The following is a 15,105-nucleotide window of genomic DNA, read 5'->3' as shown; positions in this document are numbered from 1 at the left end:
CGCGTCGGCTCGGCGTTATCACGCTGTTATCAGCGGGCGTCGATTGCGTCGCGATTCACGCTGATGAATCGTCCGGTCGACGAAGGCGAATCGCTCGGCCAAGCCTCTCGCTTGCGGACTTCGAGGTGGGTAACGGCGTGCCCAATCGCGCCATTCGTCGACGCGAGCGCGATCGGTTCGGCCACGACTCGCGCCAGCGGATCGGACTGGTCGCGTACTACAACGGCGCGAACAGCTCGGCCAGGTCTTCCTCGTCGAAGCGCAGACTCTGCGTGCTGCCGCCTTCGAGCACGGCCTGCGCGAGTTCGGCCTTGCGCTGCTGCAGCGCCTGGATCTTCTCCTCGACGGTGCCCGAACAGATCAGCTTGTAGACGAATACGGCCTTGTCCTGGCCGATGCGATGGGCGCGATCGGTGGCCTGTGTCTCGACCGCCGGGTTCCACCACGGGTCGTAGTGGATCACGGTGTCGGCGGCGGTCAGGTTGAGGCCGACGCCGCCGGCCTTGAGGCTGATCAGGAACAGCGGCACGCGGCCTTCCTGGAAGCGCTTGACCAGGCCGCCGCGCTCGCGCGCGGGCGTGTCGCCGGTCAGCATCTGCCAGCGCAGCTTGCGCTCGGCGAGTGCGCCGCCGATCAGGCCGAGCATCTCGGTGAACTGGCTGAACACGAGCACGCGGCGGCCCTCGTCGACGAGGCTGTCGACCAGATCGAGCAGCAGTTCCAGCTTGGCCGAACCGTCGACGCGGCGCGCGCCTTCGAGCTTGACCAGGCGCGGATCGCAGCAGGCCTGGCGCAGCTTCAGCAGCGCGTCGAGCACGACGATGCCGCTCTGCGCGATGCCGCGCTTGCGCACCTCCGCCAGCACGCGCTCGTGCTGGGCCAGGCGCAGCGTCTCGTAGAGTTCGCGCTGCGCGCCGTCGAGCTCGACCTTGCGCACGATCTCGGTCTTCGGCGGCAGGTCGTCGAGCACGTCTTCCTTGCGCCGGCGCAACAGCAGTGGCGCGATGCGCTGCTGCAGGCGCTCGCGACGTTCGACGTCGCCGCGCTTCTCGATCGGCGTGCGATAGAACTTGGTGAAGTTCTTCTCGCTGCCGATCAGGCCGGGCTCGACCGCGTCGAACTGCGCCCACAGCTCGCCGAGATGGTTCTCCAGCGGCGTGCCGGTCATCGCCAGGCGCCGTCGCGCCGGCAGCTTGCGCACCGACCGGGCGGTCTGGCTCTTGGCGTTCTTGATCGCCTGCGCCTCGTCGAGCACGAGCAGGGCGTAGGTGTGCGCGGCGAGCGCGTCCTCGTCGCGCGCGAGCAGGGGATAGGTGGTGATGACCAGGTCGTGCCGCGGAATCTCCGCATGCAGTTCCGCGCGCGCGGGCCCGTGCAGGACCAGCACCGACAGATCCGGCGCGAAGCGCTCCGCCTCCTCGCGCCAGTTGGCGACCAGGCTGGTCGGCGCGACGATCAGCGCCGGACCGTCGAGGCGGCCGCGGTGCTTTTCCGAGAGCAGATGCGCGAGCAGCTGCACGGTCTTGCCGAGGCCCATGTCGTCGGCGAGGATGCCGCCGAGGCCGGCGTCGGCGAGGAAGCCGAGCCAGGCGAGACCGTCGCGCTGGTAGCCGCGCAAGCTCGCGCGGAAGCCTTCCGGCTCGGCCAGCGGCATGCGCGCGTCGCGCAGGCGCTCGAGTTCGGCGCGCAGTCGCTCGCCGCCGCGCCACGGCAGGTCCGGGCCGAGCTGCTGCAGCACCGAGGCCTGCGAGCGGCGCAGGCGCAGCGTGCCGTCGGCGACCTCGTTGCCGGTGGTCTGCAGCCATTCGAGCAGCGGCGAGATCAGTTCGCGCAACTTGGTCAGCGGCAGCGGAATGCGCCGGCGCGCGTCGATAGGCACCAGCCAGACCGCGTCCTCGGCCTCGCCCTTGCGCGGCGTGAACGGGAACTGCGGGTCAGCCAGCAGGCGATGCAGGATCGGCAGCAGGTCGACGCGTTCGCCGCCGACGTCTACCCCTAAGCGCAGGTCGAACCAGGCGTTGCCGGACTCCTCGATCTCGGCGTACCAGTCGTCCGGCTCGTCGACCAGCTCGAACGGGAAATCGGCTTCCGATTCGATGCGGAAGCCGAGCTCACGCAGGCGCGAGGCGAGCGCGAACACCTGATCCGCTGCGGCGAGCTGGCCGCGGCCGTGTTCGATGACGAAGTCGCCCTGGCGCAAAGCGCCGCGCGCGACCCCGGCGATGCGCGGCAGCAGTTCGGCGTCGACGAAGCCGACGCTGTCGAGGCGTTCGATCGCGGCGATCTCGCTGGCACGGTCGCGCACGATCTCGAGCAGGCGGCCGTCGTGCAGGCGCCGCTCGCGCGAGGCGGCGGCGGCGAACTTCAGGCGCGGGCCGTCGTAGTCGAAGCTGAGGCGCACGCCGCCGGCCTGGTAGGGCTGGCCGAGCGCCTGCGCCGGCACCGCGCGCAGGGTCAGCACCGGCGTCGGCGTGACCTTGTGCGTTTCCAGCTGCGCCGCCGGCGTCGGCGCCGGCAGCGATTTCAGGCGCGGGCTGCGTTGCCAGCGTTCGTCGAGCAGGGCGGCCTGTTCGGGCAGCAGCACCGGCGCGCGCAGCGCGGCCTCGGCGACCTCGGCGTCGGCGTCGACCAGGCCGAGCGCGCGCTGCGCCGGTTCCCAGTACCAGAGCCGGCCGATGCGCAGCAGGCGCGCCTTCGGCGAGGCCTCGGCCAATACCGGCATCAGCTTCTGGCTGCCGTCCTCGTAGCTCTGCCACTGCCAGCCGAGCGCGCGCTGCGGGCCGAGCACGATGCGCTGCGCCGACGGCCGGTCCATGAAGCACGGATAGTCGGCCAGCAGCGCTTCGAGCAGCGCTTCGTCGCGCGCTTCGGTCAGCAGATACGCGCCGGCGGACGCCGGCGTGCGCATGCGCAGCTGCGCGACGTGCTCGAACTGCGCCGCGCTGAGCCCGGCCCACGGATCGCCGACCAGATGCGGCTGGATCGGCCGCGGCGCGACGAAGCCGCCGCGCTTGCCCGGCGTCAGCCAGACCGGCTGCGCCTGCAGGCCCGGCAGCGCGCCGGCGCCGAGGCGCAGCACGAAACCGAACACGCGCTCGGGCCCCGCCGTCTTCTCGGCGGGAGCGGCGGCCGGCGCTTCGAGCGTGTCCAGCCAGCTCGCCCACGGACCGAGCGGCGGATCGACCGGCAGCAGCGGTACCGGCGCGGCGGCGTCGAGCGCCTTCAGCACCAGCGCGGCGACGTGCTTGCAGTCGCCGCCGAGCGGGCAGGTGCACTGCGTGTACAGATGCGGCTGCGCCGAGCCGTTCAGCGCGATGCGCACGGTGGCGGTGTACGGCTCCGGCGCGCTGCCCTGCACGCTGCCGTGCAGCGCGCCGGTCTTCGCGTCGCTGCGGTCGTACCAGGTGCGGCGCACGCGACCGCGGCGCAGATAGTCGGCGCCTTGTTCGAGCGTGGACAGGCCCAGCGCGGATTCCGCGCGCTGCGACAGCCACAGCCGGAAGGTCGATTCGTCCATGCGCGAACGCGATGCGGTCGGTGGGGAAACTTCCCATCCTGCGCGCGCGCGGCGCCGGCGTCCAGCCCGGCGCCGCGATCGCGGGGACGACGGCGCATTCGCGCTCCGGCTTCGGCGCACCGCCACCGTCGCGGCGACGGTGCGCCGGCTGCGACCTCTACATCACGGCAGGCTCGGCACCGCATCCATGCCGGCCGGATTGGCGCCGCGCAGGATCAGCAGCGGCGTCATGTAGACCACGCCTGTGCCGGGCCTGGTGGAAGGTCCGCCGTCGTTCTCGCGGTAGTAGCCGATGTGGAAGTTGTAGTTGATGTCGCCGGGGTCGAGGGTGGCTCCCTCGCGTCGCTCCACGCGCGCGCCGTCGATGTACAGCTCGAACAGGCCGTCGCTGCCGGAGGATGCCTTTTCGTGGATCGTCACCTGGATCCAGCGCTCGAGCACGTCGGACACGTTCGCGATGAAGTGGTAGTCGCTTTGTCCGCCGAGCGGCACGTTGTAGTCCAGGTTGTTGCGGTGCACGTTCAAGGTGAACCACTGCCCCGGATTCCTGCGGCCGTTCTGGAACTTGCGCTGGCCCAGCGTGGCCCATTGATGGTTCAGCGGAAAATCGCCGCGCAGGTAGAGGGCGTAGGTGGCCCAGTACTCGTCGCCGTCGCGGATGATGTTCTCGCGCGGCGGCACGCGTCCGCGGCGGTCCTCTTCCGGATCGACCGAAAAGAACTCCGCGCGCGGATGATTGCCGTCCGTGCCGGACGAGGGCCGGTCGGCCTGGGTCAGTTCGAAGCGGTACACCGGCGCCTCGGTGCCAGGGCCGGGATGGACGCGCTGGATCGAATCCACGCGCCGCGTATCGGCCCAGCGCCAGACCAGCGACTTCCAATTGCCGAAGTCGTGGGCGTAGACGCCTTCGATGTCCGGCCCGCCGTCGCGCAGGTCCCACGCCGTCTGGTGGATGTAGCCGGCCGGCACCGGCTCGGGGTTCGTTCCGCCGCCGACGATCTGCACCGGAGGCAGGTAGCCGTATTCGAGTGCGGCCGGCGGCGCGGCTTCCAGGCGCAGACCGCACACCGAAGTCGAGCCCGTGGGGCCGGCGACGATGCTGGAGAGCTGATCGAGCCGCGACGCGGTCGCCTGCTGGGTGCGGAAGGCGAAGTTCGAGCCGAGCGTCCGTTCGCTGCCGCCCGGCGGCGTCACGTAAATCGAATACACCCTCGGCCTCAGGTGGACGACGACGCGGAACCGGTAGCGGCCGCCGCCGCTGTAGGCGATGGACGTGCCCGGATAGGCGCTGCCGTTGCGCGCGGAGATGTGTCCTTCCGGCCGGAAGGACACGGCGGCGGCCAGATCGTCGAACGCGTCGGCGGCACCGTCGGAAAGGCCGATCACCGAGTCGATGTGGTCCGCCGAGGGTGTCGCGTCGAACTGGATCGCGAAGTCGCCCTGCTGGGCGGGGAGCGATTGGTGCGACCACCCTTGGCCGGCGGCGAATTGAACGCACGGCAGGCCGCCGTCGAAGCCGTCGGCATGGATGTAGTCGGAGCTTTGCGCGGCAGCCGTCGCCGCGTGCGACGCGACGAAGAGCGCGATCAGATACGGGCGGCCGAGGCGGAGCAGCCGCCCGAACCGGACAAGCCGTCGGTTCATGTTCGTTCCCCAATCGCGCCCGGGAAGGAGCGCGCATGGTCGACACTCGCAAGACGCCGTCGCCGAGTGTCACGTCGGGGAACGGCCGGACCGGTCGGCCGGCGCCGCTCCCGCGATTCAGGCGCGCAGCAGGAGGCGATACGCCGGGTTGTCGCTCTCGTCGCGGTGCGCGTAGCCGAGCCTGGCGAGGAACGCGGCGAGCGCGGTGCGGTCAGCCTCGGGCACCTGCAGGCCGACCAGGATGCGGCCGTAGTCGGCGCCGTGGTTGCGGTAGTGGAACAGGCTGATGTTCCAGGCCGGATCGAGCGCGGCGAGGAAGCGCGCCAGCGCGCCGGGGCGCTCGGGGAAGTCGAAGCGGTACAGCAGCTCGTCGGCGGCCAGTTCGGAGCGGCCGCCGACCATGTGGCGCAGGTGCAGCTTGGCCAGTTCGTCGTGGGTCAGGTCGAGCACGTCGAAACCGCCGCGCGCGAAGTCGGCGGCGATCGCCGCGTTCTCGCCGGCGCCGCGGGTCTGCACGCCGACGAACAGGCGCGCCTGGTGCGGGTCGCCGATGCGGTAGTTGAACTCGGTGATGCTGCGTTCGCCGAGCAGCGCGCAGAAGCGGCGGAAGCTGCCGCGCTCCTCCGGAATCGTGATCGCGAACAGCGCCTCGCGCGCCTCGCCGACTTCGGCGCGCTCGGCGACGAAGCGCAGGCGATCGAAGTTCAGGTTCGCGCCGCTGCAGATCGCGACCAGCGTTTCGCCGGCGAGCCGCTCGCGCTCGGCATAGCGCTTGGCGCCGGCGACGGCCAGCGCGCCGGCCGGTTCGAGCAGGCTGCGCGTGTCGGCGAACACGTCCTTGATCGCGGCGCAGAGCGCGTCGGTGTCCACGCGCAGGATCTCGTCGACGTGCGCGCGGCATAGGCGGAAGGTTTCCGCTCCGGCGAGCTTGACCGCGGTGCCGTCGGAGAACAGCCCCACCTCGGCCAGCTCGACGCGCTTGCCGGCTTCGAGCGAGCGCGCCATCGCGTCGGAGTCCTCGGTCTGCACGCCGATCACGCGGATCTCGGGCCGCACCGCCTTGACGTAGGCGGCGACGCCGGCGATCAGCCCGCCGCCGCCGACCGGCACGAAGATCGCGTGGATCGGCGCCTGGTGCTGGCGCAGGATCTCCATCGCGACCGTGCCCTGGCCGGCGATCACGTCGAGGTCGTCGAACGGGTGGATCAGGGTCAGGTCGCGCTGTTCGCCGAGTTCGACCGCGGCGCGGTAGGCGTCGCTGTAGGACTCGCCGGCGAGCACCACCTCGACCGCGTCGCCGCCGTGCGCGCGCACCGCGTCGATCTTCACCGCCGGCGTGGTCACCGGCATCACGATCGCTGCGCGCAGGCCGAGCTTGCGCGCGGCCAGTGCGACACCTTGCGCGTGGTTGCCGGCCGAGGCCGCGAATACGCCGCGCGCGCGCTGCTCCGGGCCGAGCTGCGCCATCTTGTTGTAGGCGCCGCGCAGCTTGAAGGAGAACACCGGCTGGTTGTCTTCGCGCTTCAGGAACACGCGGTTGCCCAGGCGCGCGGACAGGTTCGGCGCGAAGTCGAGTTCGCTCTCGCGCGCCACGTCGTAGACGCGCGCGGTCAGGATGCGGCGCAGGAGATCGTGGTCGGACATGCGCGATCGCGGCGGCTGAACGGCGTTCGATCTTAGTGGATCGTCGACATAACGGCGGCGATGGGCAGAAGGTAAACTACGTGGTCTGCGAAATCCGACGTCCTTTCCCGATGAAGTGGTTGATCCTGGCAATCTTCGTGGGCTGCGCCGCCTACATCCATCTGCGCGGCCGCGTGCGGCTGCGCCTGTCGCGCCAGCTGACCGACCACTCGAGCTTCATGGCGCCGCTGAACGTGCTGATGTACGCCTGCTCGCGGGTGCCGACGAGCCGCTACATCCCGATCGAGCAGTTTCCCGAGCTGGCGCCGCTGCGCGAGCGCTGGCAGGAGATCCGCGAGGAGGCGCTGGCGCTGCGCGCGGCGCAGCAGATCAAGGCCTCCGACCAGTACAACGACGTCGGTTTCAATTCGTTCTTCCGCCGCGGCTGGAAGCGCTTCTACTTGAAGTGGTACGACGACGCGCACCCGTCCGCGGCGACGCTGTGCCCGCGCACGACGGCGCTGCTGCGCTCGATCCCGAGCGTGAAGGCGGCGATGTTCGCCGAACTGCCACCGGGCAGCGAGCTGCGCAAGCATCGCGACCCGTACGCCGGCTCCCTGCGCTATCACCTCGGCCTGCTCACGCCGGGCGACGACCGCTGCTACATCGAGGTCGACGGCGAGCGCTACAGCTGGCGCGACGGCGAGAGCGTGATGTTCGACGAGACCTTCATCCATCGCGCCGAGAACGGCACCGAGCGCGACCGCATCATCTTGTTCTGCGACGTCGAGCGGCCGATGAAGTACCGCTGGGCGACCGCGCTGAACCGCTTCGTCGCGCGCCGCTTCGTCGCCGCCGCCGCTTCGCCGAACATGGAAGGCGACGCCACCGGCGGACTCAACCGCGCGTTCGCCTCGTTCTACCAGGTGCGTGCGCGGGCCAAGCGGCTGCGCAAGTCGCACAAGAAGCTCTACTACACGCTGAAGTTCGGCCTGCTCGGCGCGCTGGCGCTGGCGATCTTCTGGCCTTGGTGAGCGCGCTTCCGCTCGAGGCAGAGTCTCGAGTTTGCATAAGAAAGCTTTCTCTCGCAGAGGCGCAGGGGGCGCGGAGAAAGGCGAAGAAAGCGCTCAGAAGAATTTAGCCCCTCTGCACGGTCGGCAATGGGGTCATCCCCGTGAACGCGCGGACCCTTTTGATGTAGCTGTGGGTCAGATCGAGGACCAGGTGGACGACCAGCCCTACGATCGCTGAAGAAAGCGCTTGCCGCGTACGCGCGGATGACGGCGCTCGAAATTCTTCAATGCGCGCGCAGTTCGTTTTTCCTGTTCTCCGCGCTCTCTGCGCCTCTGCGAGAGAACCCTGCTTCGAGCCTCGGACGCTTCGCGGACTCACCCGACGGCGAAGTCGTACGCCGCGACCCAGCCGTCCTCGACCCAACGACGCAGCAGCGTCGCCGTGCGCGCGGCGACATCTTCCGCCGCGTGCCATCGGCACAGGTGCGCGCACAGGTCGGCGAACGTCGCGCCTTGCGCGACCGCGTCGAGCGCGGCGGCTTCGTCCTCGTCGAGGCGGCGGTGGCGCACGATCGAGTCCTTGCGCCACGCGGCCCAGCCTTGCGGCGGGGTGAACGTCTCCAGTGCCGGCACGGCTTCCTCGCGGTCGACGGCGCGGCGGACCGTATCGACGTTGCGCATGAACAGCGCGCGTTGCAGCGAGGCGTGCGGGCGCAGGCGCAGGGCCGGCCAGTCGGTCGGCGCGAGCGCGGCGAGCGTGGGAAAATCGACGCTCGCCTCGTCAGCCGCGTCGAAGGCGAGGCCGAGCTTCCATTCCAGCTCGGCCATCTCGGCCAGTTCCGCACGCGCAGACCACGGCGTTCGTTCGCGCGCGAACGCGGCGAGACGGTCGCCGTACCAGCGCACGTTGAAGTGCGGCGACGGCGTCGCCGCGACGTAGGCGAGCGCGAGGCGCTCGAAATCCTCCTCGCCGGCGAGGGCGAGCAGGCCGGGAAAATCGCCGCGCAGCACCTCCAGCAGGCGCGCGCGATACGCATGCGCGTAGATGCCGAGGCGCTGCGTCGCATCGGCGCCCGTCGTCGCGACCACGGCGCGCAGCGCAGCCGGATCGTCGCGGAGCACGTGCGCTTGCAGTTCGCGCTGCAGTTCGGCCAGTGCGCTCATGCCGCGGCCCGCAGGATCGGCTCGGCGATCGCGCGGGCGCGGTCGAGTTCGGCGATCAGGTCGGCCAGCGGCGGAATGCGGTCGTCGCGCTCGATCATCGTCGAGACCGGCCCGAAGCGACGCACGGCATCGGCGTACAGATCCCATACCGGGTCGACGATCGCGGCGTCGTGCGTGTCGACGATCAGCGCGCCGTTGTGCTCGTGGCCGGCGAGATGGAACTGCTGCACGCGCTCGAACGGAATCTCGTCGAGATAGCCGCGCGCGTCGAAGCCGTGGTTGTGCGCGCTGACGTGGATATTGTTGACGTCGAGCAGGATCAGGCAGTCCGCGCGGCGCGCGATCTCGGCGAGGAACTGCGATTCGGACAGCTGCGAGGCATGGAAGGCGACGTAGCTGGAAACGTTCTCGAGCAGGATGCGGCGACCGAGGAAGTCCTGCACTTCGCGCACGCGCGCGGCGACGTGGTCGATCGCTTCTTCGGTGTAGGGCAGCGGCATCAGGTCGTGCAGATTGCTGCCGTCGACGCCGGTCCAGCACAAGTGATCGGACATCCAGGCCGGCTCGACCGTCTCGGCCAGCCGGCGCAGCTGCGCGAGGTAGTCGCGGTTCAGCGGATCGCTGCTGCCGATCGACAGCGACACGCCGTGCAGAACCACCGGCCAGCGTTCGCGCAGGCGCGCGAGGTAGTCGAGCGGGCGGCCGCCGGGAACCAGGTAGTTCTCGCTCAGCGCCTCGAGCCAGTCGACGGCCGGATCGCCGCCGAGCAGTTCCTCGTAGTGCTCCACGCGCAGGCCGAGACCGTAGCCGAGCGGAGGATGGCGGGGATCGGAGTTCGACATCGCGGTGGGCGAACCGCGTGACCCGCCGGCGGCGGGTCACGCAGCGCGACGGGTCTTACTTCTTGGCTTCGGCCTTCTTGGCTTCGTCCTGCGCCGCTTTGCAGGCCGCGTCGTCCTTCTGCATCGTGAAGCCCTCGCCCTTGCACGCGTTCTGGCCCTTGCACGAGTTCTTCGCCGTCGCGCAGGCGCCGTGGCCCTTGCAGGACGAGGAATGCTCGCACTTCACCTTGGCTTCGTCGGCGGCGTGGGCCGGCGCGGCGACGGCCAGGGTGAACAGGCCGGCGACGGCGGTGGCGAGGGCGATGCCGGTCAGCTTCGAAACGTTGGTTTCCATGACGTACTCCGTAGTGGGTTCGAATGGTTGTCGTGTACCGCTGAAGTCGCCGTTCCGTCGCGCATCGCGCCTGTCGGCCGGCAGGCAGAGGAACGGCATTCTGCGCGAGTCCTTTCACGCTCCGCTTGCCGCAGCGCAGCGAAGCCGTGCGTGCCCGTCGTGAAAGGACTCCCCGCCGGCCCGGGTCTTTGTACACGCCGAACGTGAATAGGTTGCAACCGCGATCGCCGGCCGCCGGCGATTGCGACGATCGGCAGGTTTTCCCCGCGTCATTCCTGCTACGGGAGTCATCCATGTCCGACACGATCGCACGCGGCTGCGAGGCCGTCCTGCGCGCGCTGACCCGCGTCCACTGGCTGGGCCCGCTGGTCCTGCGCCTGTTCTTCGGCTACTTCTGGCTCGAAACCGGCTGGGCCAAGCTGCAGCACCTCGACGGCTTCACCGAACGCTTCGTCGAATGGGGCATTCCGTTCCCGGCGCTCAGCGCGGCGCTGTCGGCCGGCACCGATTTCGTCGGCGGCCTGCTGCTGATGCTCGGCCTGTTCACGCGCCTCACCGCGGCGGCGATGGCGGTCAACATGATCGTCGCGATCGCGCTGGTGGTGATCAAGAACGTGAGCAGCTTCGACGAACTGGTCGAGCTCGACGAGTTCGTCTACATCCTGATCTTCTTCTGGCTGCTGATCGCCGGGCCGGGCAAGGCCAGTCTCGACACGTGGCTGGCGCGCCGACTCGGCATCGCGACGCCGGTGATGCGGATGGAGAAGACCTAGAACAGCTCGCCTTGCGGCGACGCGGCACGCGGTGGTTTGAACGCGCTCGTGTCGAGCCGCACTTCACGCCCGCGACCGATGCCGTGCTTGCGGCAGGCGAGCTGGAAGCGCTGCCGGATCAACTCGGCGAACTCGCCCTCGCCGCGCATGCGCGAGCCGAAGTTGGGATCGTTCTCGCGCCCGCCGCGCATCTGGCGGATCAGGCTCATGACGTGCTCGGCGCGCTGCGGCACGTGCAGGTCCAGCCATTCGCGGAACAGGTCCTTCAGCTCGTACGGCAGGCGCAGCACGGTGTAGCCGGCGATCGGCGCGCCGCCGGCGGCGGCGCGTTCGAGGATCTGCTCGATCCAGCGGTCGGTCACCATCGGAATGATCGGCGCGACCATCACGCCGCAGGGCACGCCGGCCGCGTTCAGCGCGGCGACGGCTTCGAGGCGCCGATGCGGCGCGCTCGCGCGCGGCTCCAGCGTGCTCGACAGGCGGTTGTCGAGCGAGGTCACCGACACGAAGGCGTGCACGAGCCCGGCCTGCGCCATCGGTACGAGCAGGTCGAGGTCGCGTTCGATCAGCGCGTTCTTGGTGATGACGGTGCACGGATGGCGGCATTCGTGCAGCACTTCGAGCACCGAGCGCGTGATGCGGTAGCGGCGCTCGATCGGTTGATACGGGTCGGTGTTCGCGCCGAGGTTGATCGGCGAACAGACGTAGCCGGGCTTGGCCAGTTCCTTGCGCAGCAGTTCGGCCGCGTTGGTCTTGGCGAACAGCTTGGTCTCGAAGTCGATGCCGGGCGACAGGTTCAGGTAGGAATGCGACGGGCGCGCGTAGCAATAGACGCAGCCGTGCTCGCAGCCGCGATAGGCGTTGATCGACTGCGTGAAATGGATGTCCGGCGAGTCGTTGCGGCTGATGATCGAGCGCGCGCGTTCCTCGGTGACGTGGGTCGGCGGCCGTGGTGCAGCGGCTTCCTCGCGGTGCCAGCCGTCGTCCTCGCGCGTCTTCTCCAGCGATTCGAAGCGGCCTTCCGGATTCGAGGCCGCGCCGCGCCCCTTGATGCGCGCGGGCGCGTCGATGCGGTCGGGGCTGAAGGAGGACGAGGCGGATTTCATCTGCGCGCCAGTATGCGCCGCGACGTCTCAGAAGTTGCGAAGCATCGGCGTCGGGCGCACGCGTGGCCAGGAAAGCCGGGACGCGGATCGACGCGGAAAAACGCGGATGGAGCAGACACTAAATTGGCTCTATCCGCGTACATGCGCCTTGATCCGCGTCAAACGCTCTTCCAGCGCGGCGACCTGGGGGCGGGGAAAGCGCTAAGGCGCACGCCGCGCCAGCAGGCGGTCGAGCTGGTTGGCGAACGCCTGCCGGTCGCGGGCGTGGAAGGCGGCCGGGCCGCCGGTCTGCACGCCGCTGCCGCGCAGCTCGTCCATGAAGTCGCGCATCGACAGCAGCTGGCGCACGTTCTCGCGGCTGTACAGCTCGCCGCGCGGGTTGATCGCGAGCACGTTCTTCTCGACCAGGCGCGCGGCCAGCGGAATGTCGGCGGTCACGGCCAGGTCGCCCGGCTCGGCCCAGTCGACGATGGCCTGGTCGGCGGCGTCCAGGCCCTGCGCCACGCTGCGGCTGCTGATGAGCTCCGATCGCGGCACGGCCAGCGGCTGATTGGCGACCAGGACCAGCGGCACGCGCACGCGTTCGGCGGCGCGATAGAGGATTTCCTTGATCACCTTCGGGCAGGCGTCGGCGTCGACCCAGATCTTCATGGCGGCAGCGGCCGTCGACGGCCGGGCGGAACGGGGCAGGCGAGGGTAGCAGCGACCGGGCTCTTGCAACGACCCGCGACGGCCTCAACGTCGCTCGCTCCACCCAGCACAGGATTCGCCATGACGCTCTCGATGTACCAGGCCTCGGTCCCCGTCTTCATCCGCAACCTGAGCCACCTCGCGACCATCCTCGACAAGGCCGCTATCCACGCGGCCGCGAAGAAGATCGAGCCGACGGTACTGATCGGCGCGCGCCTGTATCCGGACATGCTGCCGCTGTCACGGCAGGTGCAGATCGCGACCGACCACGCGAAGAACGGCAGCGGCCGGCTGGCCGGGGCCGAGCGGCCGGTGTTCGAGGACGACGAGTCGACCTTCGAGCAGCTGCAGGCGCGCATCGCCAAGACGATCGACTACCTGAAGTCACTGGACGCGGCCCGCTTCGAAGGCAGCGATGAGCGCGACGTCACGGTGCCGGTGCGCGGCCGCGAGCTGGTCCTGAACGGACTGGATTACCTGCTCGGCTTCGCGCAGCCGAATTTCTACTTCCACGTCAGCATGGCCTACGCGATCCTGCGCCACAGCGGCGTGGAGATCGGCAAAACGGACTTCATCGGCCCGCTGCCGGACTGAACCGCAGCTCGACGTCGCATGAGCCCCGTTCGCGAAGCGTCTGTGAAGAATGGAGATTTGGATTTGCGACCGTTTACGCAGCTTCGCCCCGGCTCCGTCGCGGATGATGCGAGCCATGAAGGAGGCGTGGCGATGCTGCAGAAGCTGATTCCGAAGATCTTCTACGAACACCTCGACGAGGGCTTCGACTTCTTCGTCGACGGCCTCGGCTTCCAGGTTCTGCACCAGGACCAGGGCATGGTGGTGGTCGAGCGCGACGGCGCCAAGGCCTGCCTGGTGGAAAGCGCCGGGCAGGCGGTCGCGAACCGGCCGGAGTTCGCGATCGAGACCGACACCATCGGCGTGCTGCACGTGGAGATCCGCTCGCGCCGGCCGGACCTGCTGCATCCGGACAGCGCGACCGTGACGAAGAAACCCTGGGGCGCGCTCGAATTCGCCGTGCGCGACGCCACCGACGTCTGCGTGGTGTTCAGGCAATGGCCGGCGCCCGCCCCCGCGCCGGTGGCGGCCTGAAGCGGCGCCAGCCGCGGTTCGTGACGGTTCGGTGACGCCCGCACCGCGCGCGCGGACGCCCGCCGCGCCGCGCCATGGCAGCGCTACAATCGCCGCATGCAGGAGCTCTGGTCCCACGCCGTCGATGCGTTGAACGCCTACGCGGTCACGCCGTTCGTCGACTTCGTCCATCTGCACCAGCTCGCCGGCGACCCGCGCGAGATCGCCGAGGCCTTGCTGATCGCGATCGTGCAGGTGCTGGTGATCGGCCTGCTCTTCCGTCCGCTCGAAAGTCTGGTGCCGGCCGAACACTGGGCCGACCGCCGCCACACCCGCATCGACCGCACCTACACGCTGGTGATGCTGCTCGGCCTGAATCCGCTGTTCGCCTACCTGGTGCTGACGCCGCTGGCGAACTGGTTCGCCGGCGGCGTGCCGGTGGCGACCGGCAGCGACGAGATCGCCACCGGCCTTTCGCACTGGGTGCCGTGGTTCCAGCAGCATCCGCTGCTGCTGTTCTTCGTCTACTACCTGATCTACGACCTGGTCTACTACTGGATGCATCGCGCCCAGCACGCGATCCCGTGGTGGTGGGCGCTGCATAGCATGCATCACAGCCAGCGCCAGATGAGCTGCTGGACCAACGACCGCGGCAGCTACGTCGACGGTTTCCTGCAGTCGATGGTGCTGGCGACGGTGGCGCTGTTCATCGGCATCGAGCCGGACCAGTTCGCCCTGCTGCTGTTCATCGCCGAACTGGTGCAGAATTTCTCGCACGCGAACGTGCGCTTCGGCTTCGGTCGCGTGCTGGAACGGGTCTTCGTCGATCCGAAGTTCCACCGCCTGCACCACATGATCGTCGATCCCGAGCGGCCGCGCCTGCACGACTGCAACTACGGTCAGGTACTGTCGATCTGGGACGTGCTGTTCGGCACCGCGCTGTACGGCGAGCCGCCGCGGCGTACCGGCGTCGGCGATCCGATGGTCGACGTCGACAACGAACGCGGCCTGGTGGCGATGCAGTGGGGTGCGTTCCGGCGCTTCTGGGGCGCATTGTGGACGCCGGCGGGCTGGAAGCTCGGCGACGTCGCGTTCGGGCCGGACTACAAGCCGGTGCCGACCGCGCACGTGGATCTGCATCAGTTCGTGATCGAGCCGGACGAGGAGTCGGCACAGGGCGCTGCGGCGGGTTGAAGCCGCGCAGCGGGAGCGCAGGAAGCGTCACGCGTCTGCCGTGATCGGCCGGAGATCGGTCATGCAAGGCTGGACAAGGTTGCAGGAAGAAGCGGCGGCACCGAGCCGCCCGCGCCGGT

At 69.5% G+C, this 15,105-nt stretch carries 14 protein-coding genes; 5 read left to right on the top strand and 9 right to left on the bottom strand.

Going from position 1 to position 15,105, the window contains the following annotated elements; translation table 11 throughout:
* Positions 1-29 precede the first annotated feature (29 nt).
* From J7520_RS01080 to ilvA, 4 genes are all read right to left on the bottom strand, one after another.
* Positions 30-185: a hypothetical protein gene (locus J7520_RS01080; RefSeq protein WP_291182899.1), complete on the bottom strand. Its 156-nt coding sequence runs from the start codon at positions 183-185 to the stop codon at positions 30-32.
* Between the two features lie 32 nt (positions 186-217).
* Positions 218-3,517 (bottom strand): DEAD/DEAH box helicase, encoded by a 3,300-nt coding sequence (locus J7520_RS01075; protein WP_291182896.1) that lies wholly within the window; start codon positions 3,515-3,517, stop codon positions 218-220.
* A gap of 162 nt (positions 3,518-3,679) precedes the next feature.
* A complete protein-coding gene (locus J7520_RS01070) occupies positions 3,680-5,161 on the bottom strand; it encodes a heparin lyase I family protein (RefSeq protein WP_291182894.1) in 1,482 nt (493 codons plus the stop codon).
* A 117-nt stretch (positions 5,162-5,278) separates the two neighbouring features.
* Positions 5,279-6,805 carry a threonine ammonia-lyase, biosynthetic gene (gene ilvA, locus J7520_RS01065; protein WP_291182892.1) on the bottom strand — a complete coding sequence of 509 codons (1,527 nt, stop codon included), beginning with the start codon at positions 6,803-6,805 and terminating at the stop codon, positions 5,279-5,281.
* A 110-nt stretch (positions 6,806-6,915) separates the two neighbouring features.
* Here ilvA and lpxO point away from each other — a divergent pair, with 110 nt between their 5' ends.
* A complete protein-coding gene (gene lpxO, locus J7520_RS01060; protein WP_291182890.1) occupies positions 6,916-7,818 on the top strand; it encodes a lipid A hydroxylase LpxO in 903 nt (300 codons plus the stop codon).
* Positions 7,819-8,172: 354 nt separating this feature from the next.
* Here lpxO and J7520_RS01055 read toward each other — a convergent pair whose 3' ends face one another.
* Genes J7520_RS01055 through J7520_RS01045 form a run of 3 tightly spaced genes read right to left on the bottom strand, consistent with a single transcriptional unit; the run spans position 8,173 to position 10,137 of the window.
* Positions 8,173-8,961: a DNA-binding domain-containing protein gene (locus tag J7520_RS01055; RefSeq protein ID WP_291182888.1), complete on the bottom strand. Its 789-nt coding sequence runs from the start codon at positions 8,959-8,961 to the stop codon at positions 8,173-8,175.
* On the bottom strand, positions 8,958-9,803 hold the full coding sequence (locus J7520_RS01050; protein ID WP_291182886.1) for a DUF692 domain-containing protein: 846 nt from the start codon (positions 9,801-9,803) through the stop codon (positions 8,958-8,960). The genes J7520_RS01055 and J7520_RS01050 overlap by 4 nt, the downstream gene beginning before the upstream one ends.
* Before the next feature lie 55 nt (positions 9,804-9,858).
* Positions 9,859-10,137, bottom strand: a complete 279-nt coding sequence (locus tag J7520_RS01045; RefSeq protein ID WP_291182884.1) for a hypothetical protein — start codon at positions 10,135-10,137, stop codon at positions 9,859-9,861.
* A gap of 293 nt (positions 10,138-10,430) precedes the next feature.
* Between J7520_RS01045 and J7520_RS01040 the strand changes: the two genes are divergently transcribed.
* Positions 10,431-10,910 carry a DoxX family protein gene (locus J7520_RS01040; protein ID WP_291182883.1) on the top strand — a complete coding sequence of 160 codons (480 nt, stop codon included), beginning with the start codon at positions 10,431-10,433 and terminating at the stop codon, positions 10,908-10,910.
* Here the strand turns inward: J7520_RS01040 and J7520_RS01035 are convergent.
* Positions 10,907-12,016, bottom strand: coding sequence for a PA0069 family radical SAM protein (locus J7520_RS01035; RefSeq protein WP_291182881.1), 1,110 nt, complete (start codon positions 12,014-12,016; stop codon positions 10,907-10,909). The genes J7520_RS01040 and J7520_RS01035 overlap by 4 nt on opposite strands.
* Before the next feature lie 201 nt (positions 12,017-12,217).
* Positions 12,218-12,667, bottom strand: coding sequence for a YaiI/YqxD family protein (locus J7520_RS01030; protein ID WP_291182879.1), 450 nt, complete (start codon positions 12,665-12,667; stop codon positions 12,218-12,220).
* Positions 12,668-12,787: 120 nt separating this feature from the next.
* Here J7520_RS01030 and J7520_RS01025 point away from each other — a divergent pair, with 120 nt between their 5' ends.
* The 3 genes from J7520_RS01025 (at position 12,788) to J7520_RS01015 (ending at position 14,986) form a co-directional block, all read left to right on the top strand.
* Positions 12,788-13,300 carry a DUF1993 domain-containing protein gene (locus tag J7520_RS01025; RefSeq protein ID WP_291182877.1) on the top strand — a complete coding sequence of 171 codons (513 nt, stop codon included), beginning with the start codon at positions 12,788-12,790 and terminating at the stop codon, positions 13,298-13,300.
* 132 nt (positions 13,301-13,432) lie between these two features.
* Positions 13,433-13,813, top strand: a complete 381-nt coding sequence (locus J7520_RS01020) for a hypothetical protein (protein ID WP_291182875.1) — start codon at positions 13,433-13,435, stop codon at positions 13,811-13,813.
* Positions 13,814-13,909: 96 nt separating this feature from the next.
* Positions 13,910-14,986 carry a sterol desaturase family protein gene (locus J7520_RS01015; protein WP_291182873.1) on the top strand — a complete coding sequence of 359 codons (1,077 nt, stop codon included), beginning with the start codon at positions 13,910-13,912 and terminating at the stop codon, positions 14,984-14,986.
* Positions 14,987-15,105 lie beyond the last annotated feature (119 nt).

This window comes from Dokdonella sp. (genome assembly GCF_017744955.1).
In the GTDB taxonomy this organism is placed as follows: domain Bacteria; phylum Pseudomonadota; class Gammaproteobacteria; order Xanthomonadales; family Rhodanobacteraceae; genus Dokdonella_A.
Note: the sequence above shows the minus strand (reverse complement) of the source record. Positions and strands in the feature narration are given on the sequence as shown.

What these genes read in the sequence shown, in the direction of transcription:
- J7520_RS01075 (WP_291182896.1), bottom strand. Translation starts at nt 3,517, where the DNA reads ATGGACGAATCGACCTTCCGGCTGTGGCTGTCGCAGCGCGCGGAATCC.
- J7520_RS01070 (WP_291182894.1), bottom strand. Translation starts at nt 5,161, where the DNA reads ATGAACCGACGGCTTGTCCGGTTCGGGCGGCTGCTCCGCCTCGGCCGC.
- ilvA (WP_291182892.1), bottom strand. Translation starts at nt 6,805, where the DNA reads ATGTCCGACCACGATCTCCTGCGCCGCATCCTGACCGCGCGCGTCTAC.
- lpxO (WP_291182890.1), top strand. Translation starts at nt 6,916, where the DNA reads ATGAAGTGGTTGATCCTGGCAATCTTCGTGGGCTGCGCCGCCTACATC.
- J7520_RS01055 (WP_291182888.1), bottom strand. Translation starts at nt 8,961, where the DNA reads ATGAGCGCACTGGCCGAACTGCAGCGCGAACTGCAAGCGCACGTGCTC.
- J7520_RS01050 (WP_291182886.1), bottom strand. Translation starts at nt 9,803, where the DNA reads ATGTCGAACTCCGATCCCCGCCATCCTCCGCTCGGCTACGGTCTCGGC.
- J7520_RS01045 (WP_291182884.1), bottom strand. Translation starts at nt 10,137, where the DNA reads ATGGAAACCAACGTTTCGAAGCTGACCGGCATCGCCCTCGCCACCGCC.
- J7520_RS01040 (WP_291182883.1), top strand. Translation starts at nt 10,431, where the DNA reads ATGTCCGACACGATCGCACGCGGCTGCGAGGCCGTCCTGCGCGCGCTG.
- J7520_RS01035 (WP_291182881.1), bottom strand. Translation starts at nt 12,016, where the DNA reads ATGAAATCCGCCTCGTCCTCCTTCAGCCCCGACCGCATCGACGCGCCC.
- J7520_RS01030 (WP_291182879.1), bottom strand. Translation starts at nt 12,667, where the DNA reads ATGAAGATCTGGGTCGACGCCGACGCCTGCCCGAAGGTGATCAAGGAA.
- J7520_RS01025 (WP_291182877.1), top strand. Translation starts at nt 12,788, where the DNA reads ATGACGCTCTCGATGTACCAGGCCTCGGTCCCCGTCTTCATCCGCAAC.
- J7520_RS01020 (WP_291182875.1), top strand. Translation starts at nt 13,433, where the DNA reads ATGCTGCAGAAGCTGATTCCGAAGATCTTCTACGAACACCTCGACGAG.
- J7520_RS01015 (WP_291182873.1), top strand. Translation starts at nt 13,910, where the DNA reads ATGCAGGAGCTCTGGTCCCACGCCGTCGATGCGTTGAACGCCTACGCG.